Origin of the sequence: Dyella dinghuensis (genome assembly GCF_003977615.1) — a bacterium.
Taxonomy (GTDB): Bacteria; Pseudomonadota; Gammaproteobacteria; order Xanthomonadales; family Rhodanobacteraceae; genus Dyella_B; species Dyella_B dinghuensis.
This window is the reverse complement of record NZ_RYZR01000001.1, coordinates 1-23,989: the sequence shown is the minus strand read 5'-3', so window position 1 is coordinate 23,989 and position 23,989 is coordinate 1. Positions and strand designations below refer to the sequence as shown.

24 protein-coding genes are annotated in these 23,989 nt (G+C 60.2%); 8 read left to right on the top strand and 16 right to left on the bottom strand.

Going from position 1 to position 23,989, the window contains the following annotated elements; genetic code table 11:
- The first annotated feature begins 24 nt into the window (after positions 1–24).
- The 4 genes from EKH79_RS00120 to kynU all read left to right on the top strand — a co-directional run bounded on the left by EKH79_RS00120 (position 25) and on the right by kynU (position 5,074).
- Positions 25–2,130 (top strand): FUSC family protein, encoded by a 2,106-nt coding sequence (locus EKH79_RS00120; protein WP_126671762.1) that lies wholly within the window; start codon positions 25–27, stop codon positions 2,128–2,130.
- A gap of 33 nt (positions 2,131–2,163) precedes the next feature.
- Entirely contained in the window at positions 2,164–3,195 is a 1,032-nt protein-coding gene (locus tag EKH79_RS00115; protein WP_126671761.1) for an amidohydrolase family protein, read from the top strand.
- Positions 3,192–3,713 (top strand): hypothetical protein, encoded by a 522-nt coding sequence (locus EKH79_RS00110; protein ID WP_126671760.1) that lies wholly within the window; start codon positions 3,192–3,194, stop codon positions 3,711–3,713. Before EKH79_RS00115 ends, EKH79_RS00110 begins: the two co-directional genes overlap by 4 nt.
- Positions 3,714–3,793: 80 nt before the next feature.
- Complete coding sequence (kynU, locus tag EKH79_RS00105; protein WP_126671759.1) at positions 3,794–5,074, top strand: kynureninase; 1,281 nt, start codon at positions 3,794–3,796, stop codon at positions 5,072–5,074.
- A gap of 36 nt (positions 5,075–5,110) precedes the next feature.
- On the opposite strand, the gene EKH79_RS00100 is transcribed toward kynU, so the two are convergent.
- From EKH79_RS00100 to EKH79_RS00040, 13 genes are all read right to left on the bottom strand, one after another.
- Positions 5,111–5,521 (bottom strand): hemerythrin domain-containing protein, encoded by a 411-nt coding sequence (locus EKH79_RS00100; protein ID WP_126671758.1) that lies wholly within the window; start codon positions 5,519–5,521, stop codon positions 5,111–5,113.
- Between the two features lie 75 nt (positions 5,522–5,596).
- Entirely contained in the window at positions 5,597–6,862 is a 1,266-nt protein-coding gene (locus EKH79_RS00095; protein ID WP_126671757.1) for a glutamate-5-semialdehyde dehydrogenase, read from the bottom strand.
- Entirely contained in the window at positions 6,859–8,028 is a 1,170-nt protein-coding gene (gene proB, locus EKH79_RS00090) for a glutamate 5-kinase (RefSeq protein ID WP_126671756.1), read from the bottom strand. The genes EKH79_RS00095 and proB overlap by 4 nt, the downstream gene beginning before the upstream one ends.
- The gene (locus EKH79_RS00085; protein WP_126671755.1) at positions 8,025–8,387 is read right to left on the bottom strand and encodes a cupin domain-containing protein; all 363 of its coding nucleotides are present in this window, start codon (positions 8,385–8,387) and stop codon (positions 8,025–8,027) included. The genes proB and EKH79_RS00085 overlap by 4 nt, the downstream gene beginning before the upstream one ends.
- A gap of 10 nt (positions 8,388–8,397) precedes the next feature.
- Entirely contained in the window at positions 8,398–9,693 is a 1,296-nt protein-coding gene (argH, locus tag EKH79_RS00080; RefSeq protein WP_126671754.1) for an argininosuccinate lyase, read from the bottom strand.
- Positions 9,694–9,743: 50 nt separating this feature from the next.
- Complete coding sequence (gene argC, locus EKH79_RS00075; RefSeq protein WP_126671753.1) at positions 9,744–10,697, bottom strand: N-acetyl-gamma-glutamyl-phosphate reductase; 954 nt, start codon at positions 10,695–10,697, stop codon at positions 9,744–9,746.
- Positions 10,698–10,703: 6 nt separating this feature from the next.
- The gene (locus EKH79_RS00070; RefSeq protein WP_233590120.1) at positions 10,704–11,969 is read right to left on the bottom strand and encodes an acetylglutamate kinase; all 1,266 of its coding nucleotides are present in this window, start codon (positions 11,967–11,969) and stop codon (positions 10,704–10,706) included.
- Positions 11,970–12,006: 37 nt separating this feature from the next.
- Positions 12,007–13,107, bottom strand: coding sequence for an acetylornithine deacetylase (locus EKH79_RS00065; RefSeq protein ID WP_126671751.1), 1,101 nt, complete (start codon positions 13,105–13,107; stop codon positions 12,007–12,009).
- Positions 13,104–14,300, bottom strand: coding sequence for an argininosuccinate synthase (locus tag EKH79_RS00060; protein WP_126671750.1), 1,197 nt, complete (start codon positions 14,298–14,300; stop codon positions 13,104–13,106). The genes EKH79_RS00065 and EKH79_RS00060 overlap by 4 nt, the downstream gene beginning before the upstream one ends.
- 21 nt (positions 14,301–14,321) lie before the next feature.
- Positions 14,322–14,798: an OsmC family protein gene (locus tag EKH79_RS00055; protein ID WP_126671749.1), complete on the bottom strand. Its 477-nt coding sequence runs from the start codon at positions 14,796–14,798 to the stop codon at positions 14,322–14,324.
- Positions 14,788–15,420, bottom strand: a complete 633-nt coding sequence (locus EKH79_RS00050; protein WP_126671748.1) for an FMN-binding negative transcriptional regulator — start codon at positions 15,418–15,420, stop codon at positions 14,788–14,790. Before EKH79_RS00050 ends, EKH79_RS00055 begins: the two co-directional genes overlap by 11 nt.
- A gap of 16 nt (positions 15,421–15,436) precedes the next feature.
- On the bottom strand, positions 15,437–16,444 hold the full coding sequence (locus EKH79_RS00045) for an N-acetylornithine carbamoyltransferase (protein WP_126671747.1): 1,008 nt from the start codon (positions 16,442–16,444) through the stop codon (positions 15,437–15,439).
- Between the two features lie 305 nt (positions 16,445–16,749).
- Positions 16,750–17,334 (bottom strand): glycine zipper 2TM domain-containing protein, encoded by a 585-nt coding sequence (locus EKH79_RS00040; RefSeq protein WP_233590092.1) that lies wholly within the window; start codon positions 17,332–17,334, stop codon positions 16,750–16,752.
- 220 nt (positions 17,335–17,554) lie between these two features.
- On the opposite strand from EKH79_RS00040, the gene cysS reads away from it, so the two are divergent.
- Positions 17,555–18,931 (top strand): cysteine--tRNA ligase, encoded by a 1,377-nt coding sequence (gene cysS, locus EKH79_RS00035; protein WP_126671746.1) that lies wholly within the window; start codon positions 17,555–17,557, stop codon positions 18,929–18,931.
- 48 nt (positions 18,932–18,979) lie between these two features.
- Positions 18,980–19,408 carry a SufE family protein gene (locus EKH79_RS00030; protein WP_126671745.1) on the top strand — a complete coding sequence of 143 codons (429 nt, stop codon included), beginning with the start codon at positions 18,980–18,982 and terminating at the stop codon, positions 19,406–19,408.
- A gap of 910 nt (positions 19,409–20,318) precedes the next feature.
- Here the strand turns inward: EKH79_RS00030 and dksA are convergent.
- Entirely contained in the window at positions 20,319–21,371 is a 1,053-nt protein-coding gene (gene dksA / locus EKH79_RS18990) for an RNA polymerase-binding protein DksA (RefSeq protein WP_233590090.1), read from the bottom strand.
- 167 nt (positions 21,372–21,538) lie between these two features.
- Between dksA and yidD the strand changes: the two genes are divergently transcribed.
- Positions 21,539–21,754: a membrane protein insertion efficiency factor YidD gene (yidD, locus tag EKH79_RS00020; RefSeq protein ID WP_233590118.1), complete on the top strand. Its 216-nt coding sequence runs from the start codon at positions 21,539–21,541 to the stop codon at positions 21,752–21,754.
- Complete coding sequence (locus EKH79_RS00015) at positions 21,744–23,081, top strand: dihydroorotase (protein WP_126671743.1); 1,338 nt, start codon at positions 21,744–21,746, stop codon at positions 23,079–23,081. Before yidD ends, EKH79_RS00015 begins: the two co-directional genes overlap by 11 nt.
- A 30-nt stretch (positions 23,082–23,111) precedes the next feature.
- Here the strand turns inward: EKH79_RS00015 and EKH79_RS00010 are convergent, their stop codons facing one another.
- A complete protein-coding gene (locus EKH79_RS00010) occupies positions 23,112–23,546 on the bottom strand; it encodes a YbaY family lipoprotein (RefSeq protein ID WP_158621151.1) in 435 nt (144 codons plus the stop codon).
- Positions 23,547–23,597: 51 nt separating this feature from the next.
- A partial coding sequence (locus tag EKH79_RS00005; RefSeq protein ID WP_199754052.1) for a GTP cyclohydrolase, FolE2/MptA family occupies positions 23,598–23,989 on the bottom strand: 392 nt, incomplete at its 5' end.

Genomic DNA, 23,989 nt, shown 5'->3' with positions numbered 1-23,989 from the left:
GCATCGCCGACATAGTCCCCCGCCATGTCCACGCAAGCCTATTCGCTACGCACGAGCGTGCTGCAAAGCCTGACGACGGCCAAGCGGCCGGATGTGCCGTTGTGGGTGGTAGTGCGCAATACCGCAGCGGTCGTGCTGCCGTTGGCGATTGGCTATATGACCGGCCACGAGGAAGCGGGGCTCGCGATCGGCGCCGGCGCGCTGGACACCATGTTTTCCGATCAGCCCGGCCCCTATCGCCAGCGCTTGACGCAGCTTTTCCTGGCATCGCTCGCCGCCGGTGCAGCATCGCTTTGCGGTTTTTTGATCGGCGGCAACTTGCCTTTGATCTTGATTGCGATGGCCGCGTGCGGATTCTTCGGTGGCTTGCTGGTGGTATTCGGCACCGACATCGCACGCGTGGGTATGACCAGCATGATCCTGCTGGTTATCACAGCAGCGACGCCAACGACGATCGACCACGCATTGATCGGTGCAGGATTGATCTTCTCCGGCGGCTTGTTGCTCGCATTGTTTTCCATCGCCGCATGGCCCTTGCAACGCTACGGTCCGGAACGGCACGCGCTTGCCACGGTGTATCGCGGCCTCGCTTCGTTCGCCAAGCAAGAGGTGCACAACGACGCCGATGCGCCTGCCCTTACCGACGCCATGACGACACTGCAGCAAACGTTGCTCGGTCGTCACCACGCGCGCGGCCGTGCGATGGAAGCGTTCGCCGTGTTGCTGGAACTTGCCGAACGCATTCGCCTGGAACTGGTAGCAATGACAGACATGCGCGGCGCCGAGGGCATCCACGCCATGTTTCGCAGCGATGCCGCGCGCGTGCTCGATGCGATTGCCGATGCGCTGGAAAGCGGCGATTCGCCCGAACAGGCTTCGCGCGCCTTGCAAACACTGCAGGCCAGCGAACGCGCGTTGCTCGATGGCAAAACGCGCCACGACAGCGTGGCTGCGCACATCCATGCACTATCCGGTCAGTTGGCCGCCGCGGTGCGTAACGCCAATTGGGCGGGCACGACCGGCGAAGAGCGCGCGGAAACGGCAGAAACGGGCTTGCCCAGAGTACTGCGTGGCAGCTCGGCGCTTGCCACGATGCGCGCAAACCTGACAACGCACTCCGTGGCGTTTCGCCATGCGATGCGTTGCGCGGTGTGTCTCACCGTCGCATTGCTTGTATCGCGCATCTGGAATCTGCCGCACGGTTACTGGTTGCCGATGACAGCGGCCATCGTGCTGCGTCCCGACTTCGCAGCCACCTTCAATTTCGGTTTGCTGCGTGTGGTCGGCACCATTCTCGGTCTGTTGCTGACGACCGCATTGCTGCACTTCACGCGACACGATTTCTGGACGCACCTCGCCTTGATGGCTGTGCTTTGCATGGCGTTCCGTTATCTCGCTACAGCGCACTACGGCGTCGCCGTGGCGGCACTGACCGGCACCGTGGTGATTCTGTTGTCGTTTGAAGGCGTGAACTCTGGCGATGCCGTGATGGATCGCGTCATCAACACAGCACTCGGCAGCGGCATGGCCTTGCTCGCCTATGTGGCATGGCCGACATGGGAGCGTGGCCGCGCACGCGCAGCGCTGTCGGAGCTGCTTTCCGCCTACGCCGATTACCTGCGTGCCCTCGCACGACCGGACCGGCGCGAGGCGCATCGCGAAGCGCGCACGGCAGTGCGCACGGCACGCACCAATGCCCAGGCCTCCCTTGAACGCATGCGCGGCGAGCCCGCTACTCCGCTCGCGTTGCTGGAATTGGCCAATACCCTTTTCCTCAACAGCAATCGCCTGGCGCGTACGGCGATGACGCTGGAGGCCTTGCTGCACGATTGCGACAATTTGCCCGAGCAGGCCGAAGTCACCAATTTCATCGAACACGCCGCGTCGAACCTGCATACGCTGGCTGTTGCACTGCGAGATAACAAGGTACCCCCACCCGCCCCGGATCTGCGCCAGCTGCAGCGCAGCCTGTATACGCTGTTGGCCATGGCCGAAGACAAAGCCCGGGCCGAGCAGCTTGGCCGCATCAGCGACCGTCTGGTCGACAACGTCAACACGCTGGCCCACGTGGTGGGGCGCGGCCCACAGGAGTCGGCGGCCGCCCAGCAGCCCTTGGTGAACAAATCTTAATGTTGAGGGTGCAGCTGACGCTAAAATAGGCGGATGCTGAAAATCGACACCCACGCCCATATTCTTCCGCCCGACTGGCCCAACCTGGCGGCCAAGTACGGCAACGATGCGTTTCCGGTGATGACGCATACGGATGGTCGTCATCGCATCTACAAGGACGGCAAGTTTTTCCGCGAGGTGTGGGAGTCGTCCTTCGATCCGCAGCACCGCATCAACGATTACGCTCGCTTCGGCGTGAATGTGCAGGTCATTTCCACGGTGCCCGTGCTGTTCTCCTATTGGGCGCCGGGTTATCAAGCACTGGAACTGCATCGCCATCTCAACGATCACATGGGCGCCGTGTGCCGCGATTATTCCAGGCACTACGCCGGCATCGGCACCGTGCCGCTGCAGTCGCCGGAACTGGCGATTCGCGAGCTGGAACGCTGCATCGATGAACTGGGTTTGTGCGGCGTGCAGATCGGCTCGCATTGCAACGAGTGGAACCTGGATGCGCCGGAGCTGTTTCCGTTCTTCGAGGCCGCGGCCGACATGGGCGCGGCGATCATGGTGCATCCGTGGGACATGATGGGTGCATCCACGATGCCCAAGTATTGGATGCCGTGGCTGGTCGGCATGCCCGCCGAGCAATCGCGTGCCGCGTGCTGCCTGGCTTTTGGCGGCGTGCTGGAACGCCTGCCCAAGCTGCGCGTAATGCTGGCGCACGGCGGCGGCAGCTTCCCCTGGACCATCGGCCGCATCGAGCATGGTTTTCGCATGCGTCCTGATCTGGTCGCGACCGACAACCCGCGCAATCCGCGCGAATACCTCAAGCGCTTGTACTTCGATTCCTGTGTGCACGATCCGCAGGCCCTGCGTTATCTGCTGGATGTGACCGGGGTCGAGCGCGTGATGCTCGGTACCGACTATCCTTTCCCGCTGGGGGAGCAGGAACCGGGCAGCGGCATCGAGTCGCTGAAACTGGACGATCGGAACCGCGCCCGCCTTTTCCATGGCACGGCGCTGGAGTGGCTCGGACTGCCGCTGCAACGCTTCACTTCCGAACCGGAACAGGAGCACGCATGAAATTCAGGCGTTACATGATCGTGGCTGCCGCGCTGGTCGTCGCGAGTATCGCGGTGGCGCAGGCGGACGATGTCTCCATGGCCTCTGGCAGCGTGCACTTCAGCACACCGTCGAGCTGGGTCGGCATCATGCAGGTGGATGGCGATCCGGAAGTTCGCGTGTTCCAGGTGCCCGATCCATCGCCAAGCAAGAACGATACGCTCGCGCGCGTAAGCGTCACGATCAAGCAGGTCACCGATCTGCAGAGCTTCAACGGTTACGTCAGCAATTCCGTGTCCAAAGCCAGGGACATGAAAGACTACGCGCCGGTTGCAAGCGCGACGGGCGATCAGAACAGCTTCATCTACACCGCCAGCGAAAGCGGCGTGGGCTACACGTACCTGGAGCGTTACTGGTTCCGCAACGGTCATGCGATCCAGCTGCGCTGTGCACGCCCGACATCGAGCCAGGCTGGCTCGGCGTGGATGGCGTCGTTCGATAAAGGCTGCAATGCGCTTGCGGTCAGCTTGAACAGTTAAACGATACGGACGCCCCGGTCATACCGGGGCGTTTCCATCTCGTCCCGTAGGTTTGGGACAACCCAGCTGGAATGCCCCCGATGTCCGCACCCTTCGAAGCCACCGCCGCCTGGGCCCGAGCCCGCGACGCTGCTGATCCGCTGCGCGCCTTTCGCGACGAGTTTCTGATTCCGCCGCACGAACACGGCGAAACGCATTACTTCTGCGGCAACTCGCTCGGCCTGCAACCACGCGCGGTGAAGGAAGCGATTGAGGCGGAATTGAATTACTGGGGCGAACTGGGCGTAGAGGGCCATTTCAAAGGCCGCCTGCCGTGGATGGATTACCACGAGTTTGTGCGCGACCACCTGGCAGAAGTCGTCGGCGCGCAACCTGAAGAAGTCGTGGCGATGAACACGCTGGGCGTGAATCTGCACCTGATGATGGTGAGTTTCTATCGTCCCACGCCGGACCGCCACGCGATTCTGATGGAAGCCGGTGCGTTTCCGACCGATCGCTACGCGCTCGAATCGCAGATTCGTTACCACGGTTTCAGCCCTACGTTGTCGCTGATCGAAATCGAAGGCGATGAACCCAACGGCACGATTTCGATGGCGCACATCGAACGCACGCTCAACGAACACGGATCGCGCATTGCGTTGGTGATGTTGCCCGGCGTGCAATACCGCACCGGTCAGGCGTTCGATCTGAAGGCCATTACAGATCTCGCGCACAAGCATGGCTGCACAGTGGGCTTCGATCTCGCTCACGCGGTGGGCAACCTGCCACTGCAATTGCATGACAGCGGCGCAGATTTCGCCATCTGGTGCAGCTACAAATATCTCAATTCCGGTCCCGGTGCAGTCGGTGGCGCGTTCGTGCACGCGCGCCACGCGAAAGCGGCGTTGCCGCGCTTTGCCGGTTGGTGGGGGCACGACAAGACCACGCGCTTCCAGATGGGGCCGGAGTTCGTACCCACACCCGGCGCAGATGGCTGGCAGCTTTCCAACCCGCCGATTCTTGCGCTGGTGCCGATGCGCGTCTCGCTGGAGATTTTCCATCGCGCCGGTATGCGACGCCTGCGCGAAAAATCGTTGCAACTGACCGGCTATCTGGAATGGCTGGTGCGCACGCAATTGTCCGATGTGCTCGACATCGTGACGCCGGCGGACCCCGAGCGCCGCGGTGCGCAGCTTTCCATTCGCGTGCTCGGTGGCCGCACGCAAGGGCGTTCGCTGTTTGACTACCTCACCGACAACGGCATCATCGGCGATTGGCGCGAACCGGACGTGATCCGCATCTCGCCAGCACCGTTGTACAACCGCTTCGCCGACTGCCTCGCATTTGCCGAGGCGGTCCGGCGCTGGCACGACAAGCGATAACGAAACAGGCACGCTTTGCGCGCCCGTTCCTCATCATCAAATCGCTTCGGCCATCGGATAAAGCTCGCGATTCTCACGCTGCACGCGCATGTGCAACGCCTTGAACACTGCGTTGGCTTCGTCGCGGAATCCTTGCGGATTCTGCGAGATTTTCGCAGCGAGATTCCAGCGCGACACGAACCCCGTCAAGGTTTCGGCCAGACCGCCCATCTCCTGTTGGAACATACGGCTGGTCTGCGCGACCAACGGATCGGGCGCGTTGGCCAGCGCCGGATAAAGTACGCGATCCTCGGCCGCAAGATGCAGCTTGATCGCGCCGGTCATCGCCAGTAGCTGCGCGACGATTTCTTCCGCATGATCAGTCACACCTGCCTGCACGAGTTCGCGCAGGGTGCCCACCGAGTTCATTACATAGACATGCTCTTGCTTGAATTTGTCGATATTCACAGCCCCTCCCTTCATTGCCATGAGCTCACTCGGATATCGGCAAGAAGCTACGGGGCTTGAGCGTTACGTCATGCGTTAGGACAGCTTGCTTGTCGGGTGACGCACCTGTCCGTCGCCGCGTACCACGAATCGTTCGACCGTCAGTGCTTCGGCGCCCATCGGCCCGTAAGCGTGCAGGCGCGTGGTCGAAATGCCGATTTCAGCACCTAACCCAAGCTCGCCACCGTCAGAGAAACGTGAAGACGCATTCACCATCACGACGGCGGAACGAATGGCCCGGACAAAGTGCGCGACAGATCTGTCATCGCGCGTGACGATGACTTCCGTGTGATCGGAACCGAAGCGCTGGATATGCCCGATCGCCGCACCGAGATCGTCGACGATACGGATGGCGAGAATGAGATCGAGAAACTCTGCCGCGTAATCGTCGTCGCTGGCCGCGCGCATCCCGGCCACGATGGCGCGCGACCGTTCGCAACCGCGAAGCTCCACGCCGTGATGCAAAAGTGCCTGCGCAGCTTTCGGCAAAAACGATGCAGCGACATCGCGATGCACCAGGAGCGTCTCCAGCGCGTTGCACACGCCGGGGCGCGACGTCTTTCCATCGACGAGCAGGTCAAGCGCCAACGCCTCATCCGCTGTCGCATCGACAAACAAATGACAGACACCCTTGTAATGCTTGATCACCGGCACGCGCGCATGCTCGGCGACAAAACGGATCAGGCCTTCGCCACCGCGAGGAATCGCCAGGTCGACGATATCACTCAGTTGCAACAGCTCGACCATCGTCTCGCGCCGCAGGTCTTCGACCAACGTCAACGCCGCTTGAGGAACATGATTCCTTTCCAGTACCTCGCGCAACACATTGGCAATCGCAACGTTGGAATGCAGCGCTTCCGAACCGCCGCGCAAAATCACAGCGTTTCCTGCCATCAGACATAACGCGGCGGCGTCTGCCGTGACGTTCGGGCGAGCCTCATAGATCATCGCGATCACACCGAGAGGAATGCGCACGCGCTCTACGGAAAGACCGTTGGGACGCGTCTCACAACGCGTGACCAGACCAACCGGGTCGGGCAAGGTGGCAATCTCACGCACCGCATTGGCGATAGCGGCCACCCGCGCTTCATCCAGACGCAAGCGGTCCAGCATCGCGCCTTGCACGCCTTTGGATGACGCTTGCTGCAAGTCAAGCGCGTTAGCGGCAAGAATCGATTCGCTTTCGGCATCCAGCGCAGCAGCCATATCCTGCAGCAACTTGCGCTTTGTCTCGGTGTCGAGCGTGAACATCACCTGCGCGGCATCACGGCAGGCCAACGCCAGCGTGCGAATATCGCTCATGCCTTTACCTCTCCCTCGGTAATTTCCGGATCCACCACGGTAGCCAGGTCATCGCGATGCACGATCTCTGCACCATAGCTGTAACCCAGCAACGTCTCGATATCGCGGCTATGACGACCCGCCAGACGTAAAACTTCAGCGGCTGCGTACTGGCTCAGCCCGCGTGCAATCGGGCGATCGTCGGCATCGACGATTTCAACCAGATCGCCGCGATGAAAATCACCCACAGCACCCAGAATGCCGCCTGGAAGCAATGACGCTCGCCCGCCTGCAATAGCCTTCGCCGCGCCCGCATCCACACGTATGCGGCCACTCCCGGCTGGCGCATGCCGCAGCCAATATTTGCGCGCTTGCATGCGATTGCCCGCGACGTCGATCAACGTGCCCCGCAACCGCCCTTGCTGAAGGGCTTCCACGGTGGAGGCATCGCGCCCACCAAACAATACGGTGCGTATACCCGCGCTGGCTGCCTTGGTAGCGGCTTCGAGTTTCGTGCGCATGCCACCGGTACCAACGCTCGTGCTGCTGCCTGTCGCCATCGCCATCACCGCGGGTGTGAGCTGCGGAATGTGGCCGATGGGTTCTGCGTCGGGATTGCGTCGCGGATCGGCGTTATAGAGTGCGTCGACGTCGGACGCAATCAGCAGCAAATCCGCATCCACGAGCGCGGCGACGATGGCCGCGAGGTTGTCATTGTCACCGAGTTTGAGTTCATCCACCGCTACAGTGTCGTTTTCGTTGACGACCGGCAAAACACCTAGCGCAAGCAGTTCGCGCAGTGTGGCGCGCGCGTTGAGATAGCGACGTCGATTACGCAAATCGTCGTGCGTCAACAACACTTGCGCTACGGGACGCTCGGACAGGCTCTGCCACAGCGCGATCATCGGCGCCTGACCCAGCGCAGCCAGCGCCTGTCGTGCAGCGAGACCACCATCCGGTGCGATGCGTTCGCGCATCATGGCGCGGCCTGCAGCGACGGCCCCCGATGAAACCAGCACGACCTCGCGTCCGGACGCCTGACTCGCCGCGATGAAAGCCGCCAGCGCTCGCGCGTACTGCGTCGTCAGCCCACCGCCATCGGCCGCAAGCAGATTACTGCCGACCTTCAGCACAGCCCGCCTCCATGCAGGCAGCGCGCGTTCGGGCAACGGGCACGTAGCGGTCATGACGCCCGTGACGCCAAGGGAGCCGCCACACGATCGCCATGGGCTTTTGGCGCGGAGATAACTATAAACCGCACATCTGCGGAACCATCGTTGCGCACCTGATGGGCGACCTCAGGTGGTACATGCAAACCGTCACCGCGTTGCAGACGATGGGTGACGCCATCAAGCTCCAGCGTCGCTTCACCATCGAGCACATAAAAGAACTGACGTGAGCGCGTGTGGAAATGGCGCTGCTCGAAGCTGCCCGGAGGCATGCGTTCCTCGATCACGCTCAGATCGTCGGTTGCCAGCAAGTGCCAGCCATCGCACGCCTGGCCCCACGAATAATGTTCGGCGTTGGCAATGCTGGTGGCGGTCATGGGCGTTTTGTCAGTGTGAGAGATGAGCGAGCCGTTCTTTCAGCGCTTCAAGGTGAAGATCGTTGCCTGCACCCGGTGACGTACGTGCCGCAAGGCTTGCCTCAGGAGTACGCCCCTGCCCGGCCGCTGTCGCAGCTTCGGCGGCAGCACGATAGGCATCGCGGAACGGTACACCTGCCGCCGCCTGCTCGATGGCGACATCAGTGGCATACATCGCAGGCTCGATGGCGGCGCGCATCACCGATTCATTCCACTGCATGCGTGCGAGCAAATCCGGGAGCAACTCCAGTGCAGCAAGACCATGCGTAACACCGTGGAATAGCGAACCCTTCGAGAATTGCAGATCGCGCTGATAACCCGTCGGCAACGAAAGAAGCTGTTCGATTTCGCAGCGCGACGCCGCCACCGTGGCGTACGACGCACGCAGCAACTCCACGACATCCGGATTGCGTTTGTTTGGCATGATGGAGCTGCCCGTCGTGTACTCGGAAGGCAGCGAAACGAAGTTGAACTCGGCGGTCGTGAACAACGACAGATCCCACGCCAAACGCCGGGTATCAAGCAGCGCACTGCTCAACGCTTCCATCGCGGCCATCTCGAATTTCCCGCGCGATAGCTGCGCGTAGATGGGTGAGATCTGCATGCGTGCGAAACCCAGTGCTTTGGTCGTATGCGCACGGTCAAGCGGCAGGTTCACGCCGTAGCCTGCTGCGGTTCCCAAAGGGTTCGCATCGATCCATGCGGATGTCTGACGTGCGCGCCAAGCATTGTCGACGAAGCCTTCGGCGAATCCAGCAAACCACATGGCCGTCGACGAAACGACGGCGCGCTGCAGATGGGTGTAGCCCGGTAGTGGGATGGCCGGTTGTGCGGCCCGTTGCAAGCAAACCTCGGCGATGGCGCGGCAATGCACTTCGAGCGCCGCAAGCGCGTCCTTCAGCCACAACCGCGTGGCAACCAGAATCTGATCATTACGGCTGCGCCCTGTGTGCACGCGACGTCCGGCGTCGCCGAGGCGCTCCGTCAGGCGAGCCTCGATGGCCGAATGACCGTCTTCGTAGCGCTCATCAAGAATGAATCGCCCGGCACGAAAATCCTCAGCCAATGCATCCAATTCCCGTTTGAGATCCAGCGCTTCCTGCGCGCTGACTACGCCAATATTGGCGAGACCTTCGACGTGCGCTTTGCTCGCCGTGATGTCGTGCAGAAAAAATTCGCGGTCCAGCAACACGTCGTCGCCGGCGAGGAATTTCATGATCCTGGCGTTGGTTTCGACACCGGCTTTTTGCCAAAGAAGATCGCTCATGCGCGGGTTCTCTCCTGAAACGATTTGACGACGGTCGACGAATCGACCGTTTACACGGGTATGGCGGTGTATTCATCCACACCGATGGCGCGATTGATGTTCTGCATGGCTTGCGTCGCGGCGCCTTTGAGCAGGTTGTCCAATGTCGCCACGATAACAACGCGTTTGCCGTCGGCGGACATCGCAAAACCGCCGACTTCAGCGTGATGCTTGTTGGCGATCTGACTGACCCATGGTGCCTCGTCCACGACGCGTACCAGCTTCTCGCCTTCATAGGCATACTGGAATCTTGCCAGCACATCTTCACGCTTGAGAGCACGCGACAAGTAAAGATTCGTGGTCACGGTCAGTCCACGGAAATGCGGTGCCACGTGCGGCATGAATTCGACTGGGACACCAAGATGGCGGCTCGCTTCTTTCTCATGCATATGCCCGGTCAGCGAGTACGGCATCAGGTTGTCGCGGAGCTTCTCGGGGTTGTTCTTGTCGGACGGTGTCGTTCCTGCCCCCGAGTAACCCGATACGCCAAAGCACACAGGCGGAGCCGCCAGCACATCCTTGAGCGGAGCGACGGAAAGCTGGATGGCCGTCGCATAACAACCTGGATTGCTGATGCGCTTTTCTCCGCGCCACTTGTTGCGGGTCAGCTCCGGCAGGCTGTAGTACCAGTCGTTGTCAAAGCGATAGTCGGCGGATAAATCGACGATGACGGGATATTTTCCGGCAGCATCGAATGCCTCCACACAGACAGATGCCTTGCCGTTCGGCAACGCCAGCACGACCACATCCGCATCGAGTCCGGGCAAATCTTCGTGCGCGGGCGAGCTGTAATGCAGATCGCCCTTGTAGTCGGACACGTGCGCATCCACGCGCTGACCGTCGAGCTCGCGCGACGATACATACGCCAATTCCAACGCCGGATGCGCGGCCACCAATCGAATCAGCTCGGCACCCGTGTGACCACGCGCGCCTACAATGCCGATGCGTTTTTTTGTTGTCGCCATGACTGCTCAATCCACCAGCGTCGGTTGACGCACGGCGCAGTGGTCCACGCAACGTGCAATCGTGTCGAAATCGCTCAGGCCGTACCAGAACACTTTCCAGCGCTCCTGTTTGTAGCAACCATCGGATTCGGCGTAATAGAAATGATTGATCTGATTGCCGTGGCGCGAACGCCAGAACAGGCTCGGGTTTTCTTCGCGCATCACCAACCAGACGGCACGGCCAAGACCTTCGCCTTGCGCATCGTCCAGCACGGCAAACTTATCGAGATAGACCAACCCACTTTCCTGCGTAAGGATCATCGCGACACGATAGTTCTCGCTGACGTAGACGCGATACGGCGTGGTGCGCTCAAAGTAATCATCGACCACTTTGCGGCCGAAACTCGATTCGATCAGCGAGCGCATGCGTTCAAGGTCAACGCCTTCCCAACTCTCGAAACGGAAGACTTTCTCGCCGCGACGCACGAGCGTGCCCGAACCCTTGTGCGTGAACAGTTCCTTCGCAAGCTCAGCCGGCCGCGTGATCGACACCGAAGACGTGAGCGGCAGGCTCTGCAGGAGGTCGGCAATCTGCTCGATCTTGACGCGCATGCCGCCGTTGATCCACGGCTGCGCCATCAGATGTTCGTATTCCGTACTCAGGTTGATCGAATCGATAACCTGGCCTTGATCGTCCAGCAAACCGCCGGTGCCGGTGAGGAAGACGATCTTGTACGGCTGCAGCACGCGTACCAGATCGTTCGCGGCGAAGTCGGCGTTGATGTTGAGAAACTGACCTTCGTCCGTTTCGCCGAGGCTGGCAATGACAGGAATCGAACCCGCGCGAAGGCTTGCCTCAATCGGTGCAAGATTAATGCTGTCGACCTTGCCCACCATGCCGTAGACGTCTTTATCCAGGAAACTGGACATGAAGACACCGGAAGGCACCGACGTGGCACGCGTATCCATCGCCTGCAACGCTTCGACGAGGCGAAGATTCTGCTGCTGAAACACACGGCGCACGATTCCGAGCGCCTTGGGCGATGTCACGCGCAAGCCGTTGACGGTCTGCTTCGTGATGCCTGCTGCTTGCAGCTCTTCATCCAGCTGCGGGCCCGCGCCGTGCAACACGATCGGTGTCAAACCCACTTGCTGCAGGAAGGTCAGCGACGAGGTGAGATCGGACAATTCATCGCGAAGTACCGCGCCGCCGACTTTCACCACGGCGAAGCGCTTGGCATCCAGCTGTGAGAATCGCTTGAGGTACTGTTGGATTTCCTTGGCGCTGCCCATCGCAGAGAGCAGGCGCACAATGGTCTGACGGGTGTTCTTATGCGCTTCCACGGTTAACAATCCCGTAAATGGTTTCGGCGTAATTTTTCAGTTGATCAAGCGACACCCATTCGTCGGCGGTATGCGCCTGTGCGATATCGCCAGGACCGTAGACGAATGAAATGTAACCGCCTGCCGAGAACAGCGCGGCTTCAGTCCAGAAATTCACGGCGTTGCCGACGGGAATGCCAAGCTCATCGGCAATGTCGCGTGCAGCAAGTCGCCGTGTTTCGGCAGTGGCGATGTCCCCGGCGGGAAGCGATACACCGCGGAATAGTTCGGTGAACTTGGTCGGTTGCGGCTCGACCAGTGTGCGGAACGTTTCCAGCAGGTGATCCGGATCCATGCTCGGCAATGGGCGGAAGCCGAAACGCACTTCCGATGTCGGCGCGATGATGTTGGCCTTGATGCCACCCTCGACACGGCCGATGTTGAAGCGCAGCCCGGTCAAACCACCGAAACGTTCATGCGATTGACGCTCGACGTAATCCAGCGCTGCGGCACCCCAGCGAACGGTTTGATGCAAGGCGCTGTCGCTGGGCCGCTGTTCGCCCGAGGCGTGACCGGCCTGCCCGGCAAAGCTCATCTGTACCGAATGAATGCCACGATGCGCCAACACCGCCTCGCAGCGCGTCGGCTCGGCGACGATGATCGCCTCATAAGACGGTTTGTCGTGCAGAAAAGCTGCGATGCAACGTGGATCGTTCGCTTCTTCATCTGTGGTAAGCAGCAACGCCATATCGCCCTTGCTGCTTTGTGCCGTCGCGAGTAATGCGGCGGCAGCACCTTTGATGTCGCACGCGCCAAGACCAATGGCCTTGTCTTCGGTAACTCGAAGAGTATGCGGATCGCTCGTCCAGTGCGGCGAATCAGGCACCGTATCCAGATGCACGTTGAACAGGTACTTCGGCTTGCCGCGCACGGCGTACAACGTGACGGCGCCTGCACCTTGATCCGTGACCGTCACGTTGAAATCAGGCAGCTGTTCGCGCAGGTAGTCGAAGATACCGCCGGTGCCAATTTCACGCGGTGGATTGCGCGTGTCATAGCTGACCAGCGCGTTCAAATGTTTCAGCGTTGCATCCAGCAAGGCACTCATCCCCGGTTGACCTCGGCCCACAACGTGCTGCTCATGCCGAACAACTTGATGAAGCCTTCCGCTTCGGCAACGCCCCAATCGGCGGCCTGGGCGTACGTCGCGCCCTTCGCGTTGAGGATGTGCTTGGATTCGATGGCAACAGCGTTGATGATGCCGCCCGAAGTTTCCAGCGTAACGTCGCCATTGACGGTCGCCTGGCTCGACGCGAGGAACGCTTCCAGATCGGTCTTCAGCGGATCGTGGAAGAAGCCTTCGTAAACCAGCTCCACCCACTTGCGCGCGATCTCCGGCTTGAAGCGGTTTTGCTGCTTCGTGAGCACGGCTTCTTCCAGTGCTCGATGCGCCACCAACAACGCCGTTAGACCGGGCGCTTCAAAAATGATGCGGCCTTTCAGACCGATCGTGGTATCGCCGGTATAAATGCCGCGACCCACGCCGTACTGCGCCAGCAAGCTATTGAGCTTGGCGAGCATCTTGTGACCCGGCATTTTTTCGCCATCGAGTGCGACCGCTTCGCCATCGACGAAGCTGATCTTCAGACGCAGCGGTTTGGACGGCCATTCCGAACGCGGCTTGCACCAGCCAATAGCACCTTCTCCTGGCGCCTGCCAGCGATCGATCTCGCCGCCAGACATGGTCAGGCCCAGCAGATTTTCATTGATGGTGTAGGCCTTCTGCTTGGCGCGAACGCCAAAGCCGAGATCCTCCAGGTACTTCTGCTCGTAGGCGCGCACCTCGGTGTGTTCTTTCTGGATCTCGCGGATCGGCGCAACGATTTCGTAATCGCCTTGCGCCTTCACGGCGAGATCGAAACGCACCTGATCGTTACCCATGCCCGTGCAGCCATGCGCGATGGCCTTGGTGCCCAATTCGGCGCAACGCCTCAGTGCAGCGTCGACGATGAGATAGCGATCGGACACAAGCAACGGATATTGCCCCTGATAGCCCTCGCCCGCCCACACGAAGGGCTTCACAAAGCCGCTCCAGATTGCCGGGCCGCCATCGACGGTGACATGGCTGGCTGCCTTCAATTCCTTTGCACGCGCTTCGATAAAGGCGCGTTCCTCCGCGTCGACACCGCCCGTGTCGGCGAACACGGTATGCACAGCCCAACCCTGTTTTTGCAGATAGGGGATGCAGAAGCTGGTGTCGAGGCCACCGGAGAATGCGAGGACGATGTCTTTGCTCATGATGCGGAATCCAAAAGAGTGTGTTTACACAGATTCGATGACAATGTGCGGTTCACAACGCACGGGGAAATTGACGGAGTTGGCGAGAAAGCAGGCATGATGCGCGTCGTCATGCACGCTGACGGCACGCTTGGGGTCGCTATCGGCGGTGATGGTTACCGTGGGGCGAAGCACGACTTCAGTGAATCGGCCGTCGTTGCTGCTCTCTTCGAGCGTGCCTACGGCTTCATCGTGATAAGCCGTCACCACCACGCCAGCGACGGCCGCAAGATGCAAATACCAAAGCATGTGGCAGCTGGAAAGCGCTGCGACGAACATGTCTTCCGGATTGTGCTTCGAGCCATCGCCGCGAAACGCGGCATCGGATGAACCCGCTATCACCGGCTTACCGGCAACGCGTATCTCGTGCTCGCGACCGTAGCCTTGATAGGTCTTGGTGCCCGTGCCGTGATTGCCGGTCCAGACAACGGCGACCGGATATTGATGCTGCTTACTTGCCATCGCGACGTTCCTCAGCCTGTTTCATCAATTCCGCCAGCTCGGCATCGCGTTCATCGGCACGCTCGCCCAGACCTTTGACAACACCCGCGCGATTGGCGGCAGGATGGTTCTGATTGAGCTTGAATTTTCCGACGATGCGATCGATGGAAATCTCCAGGCCACAAATCGCACCGAGCATGGATTCGATGTGATCTTCCGGCGCATCGGACACATGCCACGGCTTGGGTTGTGTCGCCTCGTGACGATTGGTCAACCGCTCGAGAAAATCACGCAGCCATGCCTTGTCGTTTGTCACATGCAGCCGCCCATGCAGGTGCACGACGGCATAATTCCATGTAGGCACTTCGCGGCCGGTCTCGTGCTTGCTTGGGTACCAGTTGGGACTGATGTAGCCATCGGCCGCCTGGAAGATCACCAGCACTTCCGCACCATCGGCTTTCGCCAATTCATTGCCGCGCGCGACGTGACCGTGCAGCAACGTATCGCTCACCAGCTCGAACGGCAGGTGGTTCGCCGTCAATCCATCCGCGCCGTTCATGACGACCGTGGCAAACGGATAGTCGCGGATCAGCGCATGCAGCACGTCGATGCGCGTTTCGTGGAAAGACTTGGGCAGATACATGCGCCGTCCCGAAAAATCAGCGTTGCGCGATCAGCGATGCCATCACCGCTTTCTGCACGTGCAAGCGGTTTTCGGCTTCGTCGATGGCGATGCATGCTGGCGAATCCATCACCGCATCGGTTGCCTTGATGTTTCGGCGCAACGGCAGGCAGTGACTGAAGACGCCGTTGTTGGTCAGCGCCATCTTGGCCTCATCGACGATGAAGTGCTTGTTCGCGTCGCGAATCGGCTTTTCGTTTTCCCAATGGCCGAAGAACGGCAAGGCACCCCAGCTCTTGGCGTAGACCACATCGGCGCCGCGATAGGCCTCTTCGATGTTGTGGCTGACTTTGAGCGATCCGCCATTCTCTTTCGCGTTCTGCTCGCCGAAAGCCATGTAGCGTTCGTCGAGCACATAGTCGGGTGTGGGGCAAAGCAACGTAACGTCCATGCCCATCTTCGTGGCAATCAACAATGCCGAATTGGCGACGGCGGTGTTGAGCGGCTTGGTGTGGTACGTCCACGTCAGCACGTATTTGCGGCCTTTCAGATCGCCGAAACGTTCTTTCAGTGCCAGTGCGTGAGCGAGTTCCTGGCAGGGATGCGTGATCGTTTCCATGTTGATCACCGGCACCGTCGCATATTGCGCAAAGGCCTTGATAACGCTGTCTTCGCGATCGACCGACCAATCCTGGAATTTCGGAAAAGCGCGCACGGCGATTAGGTCGACATAGCGGCTCAGCACGCGCGCCACTTCGGCGATGTGCTCTTCCGCTTCGCCGTCCATCACCACGCCAGGACGAAATTCGATCGGCCATGCATCTTTGCCCGGTGACAGCACGATGGCGTGACCACCAAGATGAAACGCACCGAGTTCAAAACTGGTGCGTGTGCGCATCGACGGATTGAAGAACAACAAGGCCACCGATTTGCCGGCGAGCTGTTGACCGCGCGGCGAACGCTTGAACGCCGCAGCTTCCTCAAGCAGCGCATCGATTTCGGCGCGGCTGTAATCCTGGGTGGTGATGAAATGACGAAGCGACATCGTTAACTCCATTCCGAAAAAGCAAAAAACCCGGCGCAAGGGCCGGGTTTTGTCGTCGTAATACACATGCAACGTGGCGACAGCCTACCCGGCCAAATGTCGGTCCAGCGGTCGACGCGCACGCGATGTCATCCCAGCAGCCATGCGGGCGCTGGTAAACACGGTAGCGGTATAGACGGCTGCGGACATGAGTGTTCCGGGTGGTTGAATATCCATGATGACCGGATTTTCGCTGCCACGCAACAAAAAATTAAAGGCGACCGTGCCGGGGCACGATCGCCTTCGATATGACCGGACTGAATGAATCAGTCAGCCGGCGAAACACTCACACGCACGCGCAGGCGCTCGCCCGGGTCGTAGCTCAAGCGGGACATGTAGACGTCACCGTGATAACGGTATTCGACGTCATAACCGATGATCTGGCGCTGATCGACCACTTGGCCCTGCTGGCAGACCGTCTGATTGCTCACCGTGGTGCTGCCATTGCTGGCGACTGAGTTACCGACCGCACCGCCAATCACCGCGCCACCCACGGTAGCCGCCGTGTTGCCGCGACCATGCCCAATGGTGCTGCCAAGCACGCCGCCGACGACCGCGCCAAGCACGGTGCCTGCAGTGGTATTACCTGGATTCTGCTGCACGACTTGCTGGTTGTAGCACTGCGGCTGCGCGCTGCGTACCACGCCATAAACCGGATCCACGCGCAACACATCCGCCCAGGCAGTGTGCGCATTGTCAGGCGCACCCTGGGGGCCTGGGCCGGGACCGGGCGGCGGACCGCCAGCATCCGGCGGCGGGGGCGGCGGCGGATAACCACTGTCCTGCGCTGCCGCGCCGGCCGAGACGACGGCCAGAGCAAGCAGTGGAACCAACAGCATCTTCTTATTCACTGAAACCTCCCCCTGTGGGGCGAAATGGGCGCAATTTGCGCATGCTTCAAATTGCAGCAAATTCACGCTGAATCCACGCTTAGAAGTACCGCAACTAAATGTCGCATTCAGGGGCCAATACACAGCTTTACAAAGGGATTGGCTATTTGAGTCCCCAGCAGGGCTCGTGGACCTTGTTAAGATGATCGACTAACCCGCTTCACCGACCTCGGGACAGACCATGCCGATCTCGCTCTACAACAGTCTCAGCCGCCGTACCGAGCCGTTTTCGCCGCTCGATCCGAACCGGGTGACCGTGTATCTGTGCGGACCGACGGTGTATAGCTACGTGCATATCGGCAATGCGCGCGGGCCGGTGGTCTTCGACGTACTGGTGAAGCTGTTGCGCCGCCATTACCCGGGTGTGGTTTACGCCCGCAACATCACGGACGTAGACGACAAGATCAATGCCGCCGCGCTCGAACAAGGCGTGCCGATCAGCCAGATCACCGAGCGCTTCACCGACGTATATCGGGGCGACATGGGCGCGCTGGGGATTGCTGCACCCGATATCGAACCCAAAGCCACGGCGCATATCACGCAGATCATCACGATGATCCAGGCGCTGATCGCCAACGGCCACGCCTATGCTGCCGACGGCCATGTCTTGTTCGATGTGGACTCGTACTCGGCCTATGGCGCGCTGTCAGGCCGCGATACCGACGACATGATCGCCGGCGCACGCGTGGAAGTGGCGCCCTACAAAAAGAACCCTATGGATTTCGTGCTGTGGAAACCTTCCACGCCGGAACTTCCCGGTTGGGATAGCCCCTGGGGCCGCGGGCGACCTGGTTGGCATATCGAATGCTCAGCCATGAGCGCCGCGCATCTGGGCGAGACCATCGACATCCATGCCGGCGGCACGGATCTGCTCTTCCCGCATCACGAAAACGAAATCGCACAATCGACCTGTGCCCATGGCGGCAAGGTCTTCGCGCGCTTCTGGATGCACAACGGCATGCTTACGTTCGACGGCCGCAAGATGTCCAAGTCGCTGGGCAACGTACTTCACGTGCATGAGCTGGTGAAAAAACATCCGCCGGAAGCGCTGCGCCTTTTGCTGCTGCGTGGCCATTACCGCCAGCCGTTGGATTGGTCCGACGCCGCGGTCGCGCAGGCGATCAGCACGCTCGATGGCTGGTATCGCGTACTGCGCGAACTCAACGACGTCGCCATCGATACGACACAGCCGTTGCCTGTGCCGGAGCGCCTCGAAGCTGCACTATGCGATGACCTGAATACACCGCAGGCGCTCGCCGAACTCTCGATGCTTGCCGATACCGCGCGGCAAACGCCCTCGCCCGCCAACAAAGTGGCATTACTCGGCGGCGGTCTGGTGCTGGGTCTTTTGCAGGACGATCCCGAAGCATGGTTCAAGCAGGCAGGCGGCAATACGGTCGACGCCAGCCGCGTGGAAGCACTGTTGGAAGAACGCCGCAGCGCACGCGCCGCACGCGATTTCGCCCGTGCCGACGCCATCCGCGACGAATTGAGCGCCATGGGCGTGGTGATCGAAGACGGCGCCCAGGGCACGCGCTGGAGCGTCGTAAAGCATTGACCGACGGCGATTTCGGCGCAGTCAGGCGATCCGCGCGATAATAGGCGCATGAATATGATTGCCAACGCCAGCGCCGAACAGGCCCAACAGGATATCGCCGACGAATTTGCCTTCTTCGGCGACTGGACCGAGCGCTACCAATATCTGATCGACCTCGGCAAGCAGCTTCCGCCTTTCCCCGAGGCATACAAAACCGAGGAATACCGCGTGCACGGCTGCCAGTCGATGGTGTGGCTGGTGCCGAGTGGCGATGCATCGCGCATGCATTTCGAAGCGACCAGCGATTCGGCCATCGTGTCGGGGTTGATCGCGCTGGTGCTGCGTGTGTATTCGGATCGTTCTGCTGCGGAGATTGTCGCGACGGAACCTACGTTTATTCAGACGATTGGGTTGGCGAAGCATTTGTCGCCGACGCGGTCGAATGGGTTGGCGGCGATGTTGGTGAAGTTGAAGGCTTATGCGGCTGCGCAGTTGTAGTTATCGTTTTTGAGTTTGCGCTTGGGTCGTTTGTGTTGTGCTGTCGCGAGTGTGCCGCTTACGCAGCGAGCGTTTCGTGCCTCTGCCGAGGCCCGAGTCACTTTTCTTTGCTGGCCCAAAGAAAAGTAACCCAAAGAAATGGCCTCTAAGGCTCTTGTTGTTGAGGTCAACAAGCATAGAAGTTCGCCACCAGCCAAATATCTCGCGTGCTTGCCTACACGAACCCGCTATACCGCGACTCTCAAACGGTGAGGGCTTAAAGCGTGTGACGCGTGCCTAGATCGCAACAACCGTGCGCTTTGAGCCCTTAGGCCCACAGCGCGTTGCGGTGTAGCCGAACGGCGTATTTGGAACCTAACGTTTCGTGTAGCTACGAACTTTTCGGGTTTCTATCCAGCTAATGCCGCGAGCCTTTCAGGCCATTTCTTTGGGTTACTTTTCTTTGGGCCAACAAAGAAAAGTGACTCGGCTGCCGGCAGGCAGACGAAACGCCCGCTGCGTAGGCGGCAAACTGGCGATGCCAGATGTTCACTGGAAACATGCAAATCATGCTCTAAGCCCTCAGAGCACAGCGTGTTGCGGTGTAGCGATGCGGCATATTTGAAACGTAACGCCTCATGCGGGCACAAGCCCTCCAGGTTTCTATCCAGCCATTGCAGTGAGCCTTTAAGGCCATTTCTTTGGGTTACTTTTCTTTGGGCCAACAAAGAAAAGTGACCCGGCTGCCGGCAGGCAGTCGAAACGCCCGCTGCGCAAGCGGCAATCTCGCGATATCAAAATGTTCGCGCGAACCCGGAAAAGATGATCGGCAAACCCCAACTAACTCACAAACTGAGCCCATACAAACAAAAAGCCCCGTCCATCGACGGGGCTTTTGTACATTTCAGAACGCTAACGCGCCCCGACGCGATCAATCACCCATCTGCTTCTGCAAATGTTCGCGACGCTCCTGCGCATCCAGCGACAGCGTAGCAATCGGACGCGCATCGAGACGCTCCAGACCGATTTCCTCATCGGTCTCTTCGCAGAAGCCATAACGGCCCTCTTCAATACGACGCAGCGCCTTGTCGATCTTGGAGATCAGCTTGCGGTAGCGGTCGCGGGTGCGAAGCTCGAGCGAGTTTTCGGTCTCGCGGGTGGCGCGTTCGGCTTCGTCGCCAACATCACGCACCTCGTCGCGCAGGTTTTCCATCGTCTGGCGGGATTCTTCCACCAGCTGCTCGCGCCATTCACGGAGCTTGTTGCGGAAATAGGCCAGGTGACGAGGATTCATGTACTCCTCGTCATTGGAAGGACGGTAACCCTTGGGAAGGTCGATGTTGGTCGTCGTGGGCAGCGCGTAGCGGCCGTCTTCGCGGGTTACACCATTGTCGAGAGTGGTAGCGGAACTATTCATTGAGGACTGCGGGGTCTTCTGTTGCTTGGTCGAGGAATGCGCCGTGGCCGAAGCCACCTTTCCCGTCGTTCCGACGGCGCTGGCTACCTTGCCCCCAATGGGGCGGGGGGTCGCCTGAGCAGGTTCGGCGTGCTTGGGTTGGTGCGATGAGGCTGGTGCCGCGGCTTTCTTTGCGGGCGCTGGCTTGGCCGGTGCCGGTGCGGGCTTCGCCGCCGGCTTTGCGGCCACTTTTTCTTCCACTTTCTTTACCGGTGCCGGCTTTGCGGGTGCAGCATGCTTGGCGTGCGGCGGCGCGGCGACTTTCTTGGCCGGTTCGGCCTTCTTCGTTTGCGGCTTGGGAGCTGGAGCGGGTTTCTTGGCGACGACCTTCTTAGCTGGCGGGGCCTTCTTCGCGACCGCTTTGGCCGGCGCTTTCTTCACCGCAGCCTTTTTCGCAGGCGCGGTTTTCTTCGCGGACTTGGCTGGAGCGACCTTGGCCTTGCTGACCTTGGCTTCATTGCCCTTACCCGCAGCCTTTCCTTTTGGTGCCTTCTTGGCAGCGGACGGATTACGCGTGGTTTTCGCCATTTACCTTCACCATTTTGGCCGTGGCGGCCGGGTGTTATAGCTCAATAGGCTTACACCGGCAACCATCCTTCTGGAATACTCACGCATTAAGTGCCGCAGGTAGTTTCGGCAACGTGAACGCCGTGAGTCGACTGATCCTATTCTTTCTTCGCGTCTATAAGCGATTCATGAGCCCCCTGCTCGGACAGCGTTGTCGCTTTTACCCCAGTTGCTCCGATTATGCACGGATTGCCGTGACACGCTTCGGTCCGTGGCGTGGAAGCGTGTTGGCAGGATGGCGCATATTACGCTGTCAGCCGCTGTGCACCGGCGGCAACGATCCGGTTCCCGAACATTTCCACCTCCCCTCTTGCCGTAACCCTGGAGATTCGCATGTCCACTGACTGGCTGATAAAAAACGCCGAACTGGTCAATGAAGGCCGCCGATTTCACGCCGATCTGCGTGTGAAGAATGGCCGCATCGAGAAGATCGGCGACAGTCTGGACGCGCGTCCTGGCGAACAGGTGATCGATGCCACCGGCCTGTGGCTGCTGCCAGGCATGATCGACGACCAGGTCCATTTCCGCGAACCAGGACTGACGCACAAGGCTGATATTGCTCACGAATCCCGCGCTTGCGCGGCGGGCGGCATCACCAGCTTCATGGAAATGCCCAACACCAAGCCGCCAGCACTGGATCGCGAATCGCTGGAAGCCAAGTACAGCCGTGCCGCGGAAGTGTCGGTGGTGAACTACGCCTTCTATATGGGCGCCAGCAACGACAACCTGGAAGCCATTCGCGCGCTGGACCCGAAGGCCGCGCCGGGCATCAAGGTGTTCATGGGCGCATCCACCGGCAACATGCTGGTGGACAACCCGGAAACGCTGGACGCCATTTTCCGCGATGCACCGACGCCGATCATCACGCATTGCGAAGACACGCCGATGATCGACGCCAATCTCGCCAAGGCGCATGAGAAGTACGGCGACAACATCCCCGCACGCGAACACCCGTTGATCCGCTCACGCGAAGCCTGCATCAAATCCACGCGACTGGCGATTTCACTGGCGCAGAAGCACGGCACTCGCTTGCATGTTCTGCATATCTCCACCGCGGACGAACTGGCGTTGTTCCAGCCCGGCCCGATCAAGGGCAAGAAAATCACCGCCGAAACCTGCGTGCATTTCCTGCATTTCAGCGATGAGGACTACGAACGCCTGGGTTTCCTGATCAAGTGCAATCCGGCCGTGAAAACGGCGGCGGATCGCGAAGCGATCATCAAGGCTGTCGCTGAAAGTCGCATCGACGTGCTGGCGACCGACCATGCTCCGCACTTGCTGGAAGAAAAAGCCCAGCTTTATGACAAGGCGCCGTCGGGCCTGCCGCTGGTGCAGTACGCGTTGCAAGCGGCGATTCAGCGCGTAACCGAAGGCAAGCTGACGCTGGAACGCGTGGTCGAAGCGGTGTGCCACGCACCTGCGCAGCTGTTCAATGTTCACGAACGCGGCTATCTGCGCGAAGGCTACGCCGCCGACCTCACGCTGGTCGATCCACGCAAACCGCATACGGTCGTTCGCGAGGAAGTGCTATCCAAATGCGGCTGGTCGCCGTTCGAGGGCTATACGTTCAGCAGCTCGATTGCGATGACGTTCGTCAACGGACAGCGCGTGTGGGACGGTTCGACGGTAAACGATGCGGTGCGTGGTCAGCGGCTGACATTCGACCGATAAGCGCCCAACCGAATGAACGACGACGCCTGTTCATTGAACAGGCGTCAAGACCACTTGTACCGGACCAGCGTTACCCGAGCGTCCCAAAACGCTCACGCGCGTGTCGCTGATGGCCAGCAACTTGCCGCCTTGATGGATGCGTGCCGATACGGCGAAGTCCACGCCGTCGCCAAGATCCTTCGGTTCGTATGTCAGCACGAAGCTCGCCGGGGAAGCGCCGACCGGAGAGATGGTGTCGTTGGCGATGACACGTGCCGGAGCATCCTGACGACTGACGTCGGAGAGGGTCACTTCAAGCACCGCATCGGGTGGCAATGACGACACCGCGCTGAAATCCACTTCGCCCGTCAGCGACTTCATCAGCGTTTCCTGCACGGGCGGCTTGCTCTTCCCGAAATGGGGCATCCAGCTGCAACCGGCCAGCGCGACGGCGCCGAACATCAAAAGGCCAAAACGAATCTTCACGCGAATTCCTGATCCACGATGCGAATTCACCATGGTAGCCGCCTTACCGGCTTAACGCGATTTCGGACGCTCTGCGCCGTATCCGCCCTCGACACCTTTGCTGGCGTAAGCCACCGCATCGTGCGGATGCAGACTTTCCTGGTGTTCGAGGCGAACGTGGAAATCGGCGATGCTCTTATCGGCATCGAGCGCACGCTGGATGCGGCGGGCTGCGTCTTCGCAGAACATCAGGTTGCTGCCATTGGCGAGTGCGAAAGCCTGTTCGTCTTCGCGTTTGACCGCCGTCTGCACCGGCGTACCCAGCGACTGCTCTACCGTGTCGAGCAACTGGATGAGGTTCAACGGCGCACCGTCGACAAACCGCACCAGCAGGCGCGCCACGCTGCGCTGAGCGTGCGGTGTTGCCACGATGCCTTTCTCGCTGCCCAACCACGCCAGCACGG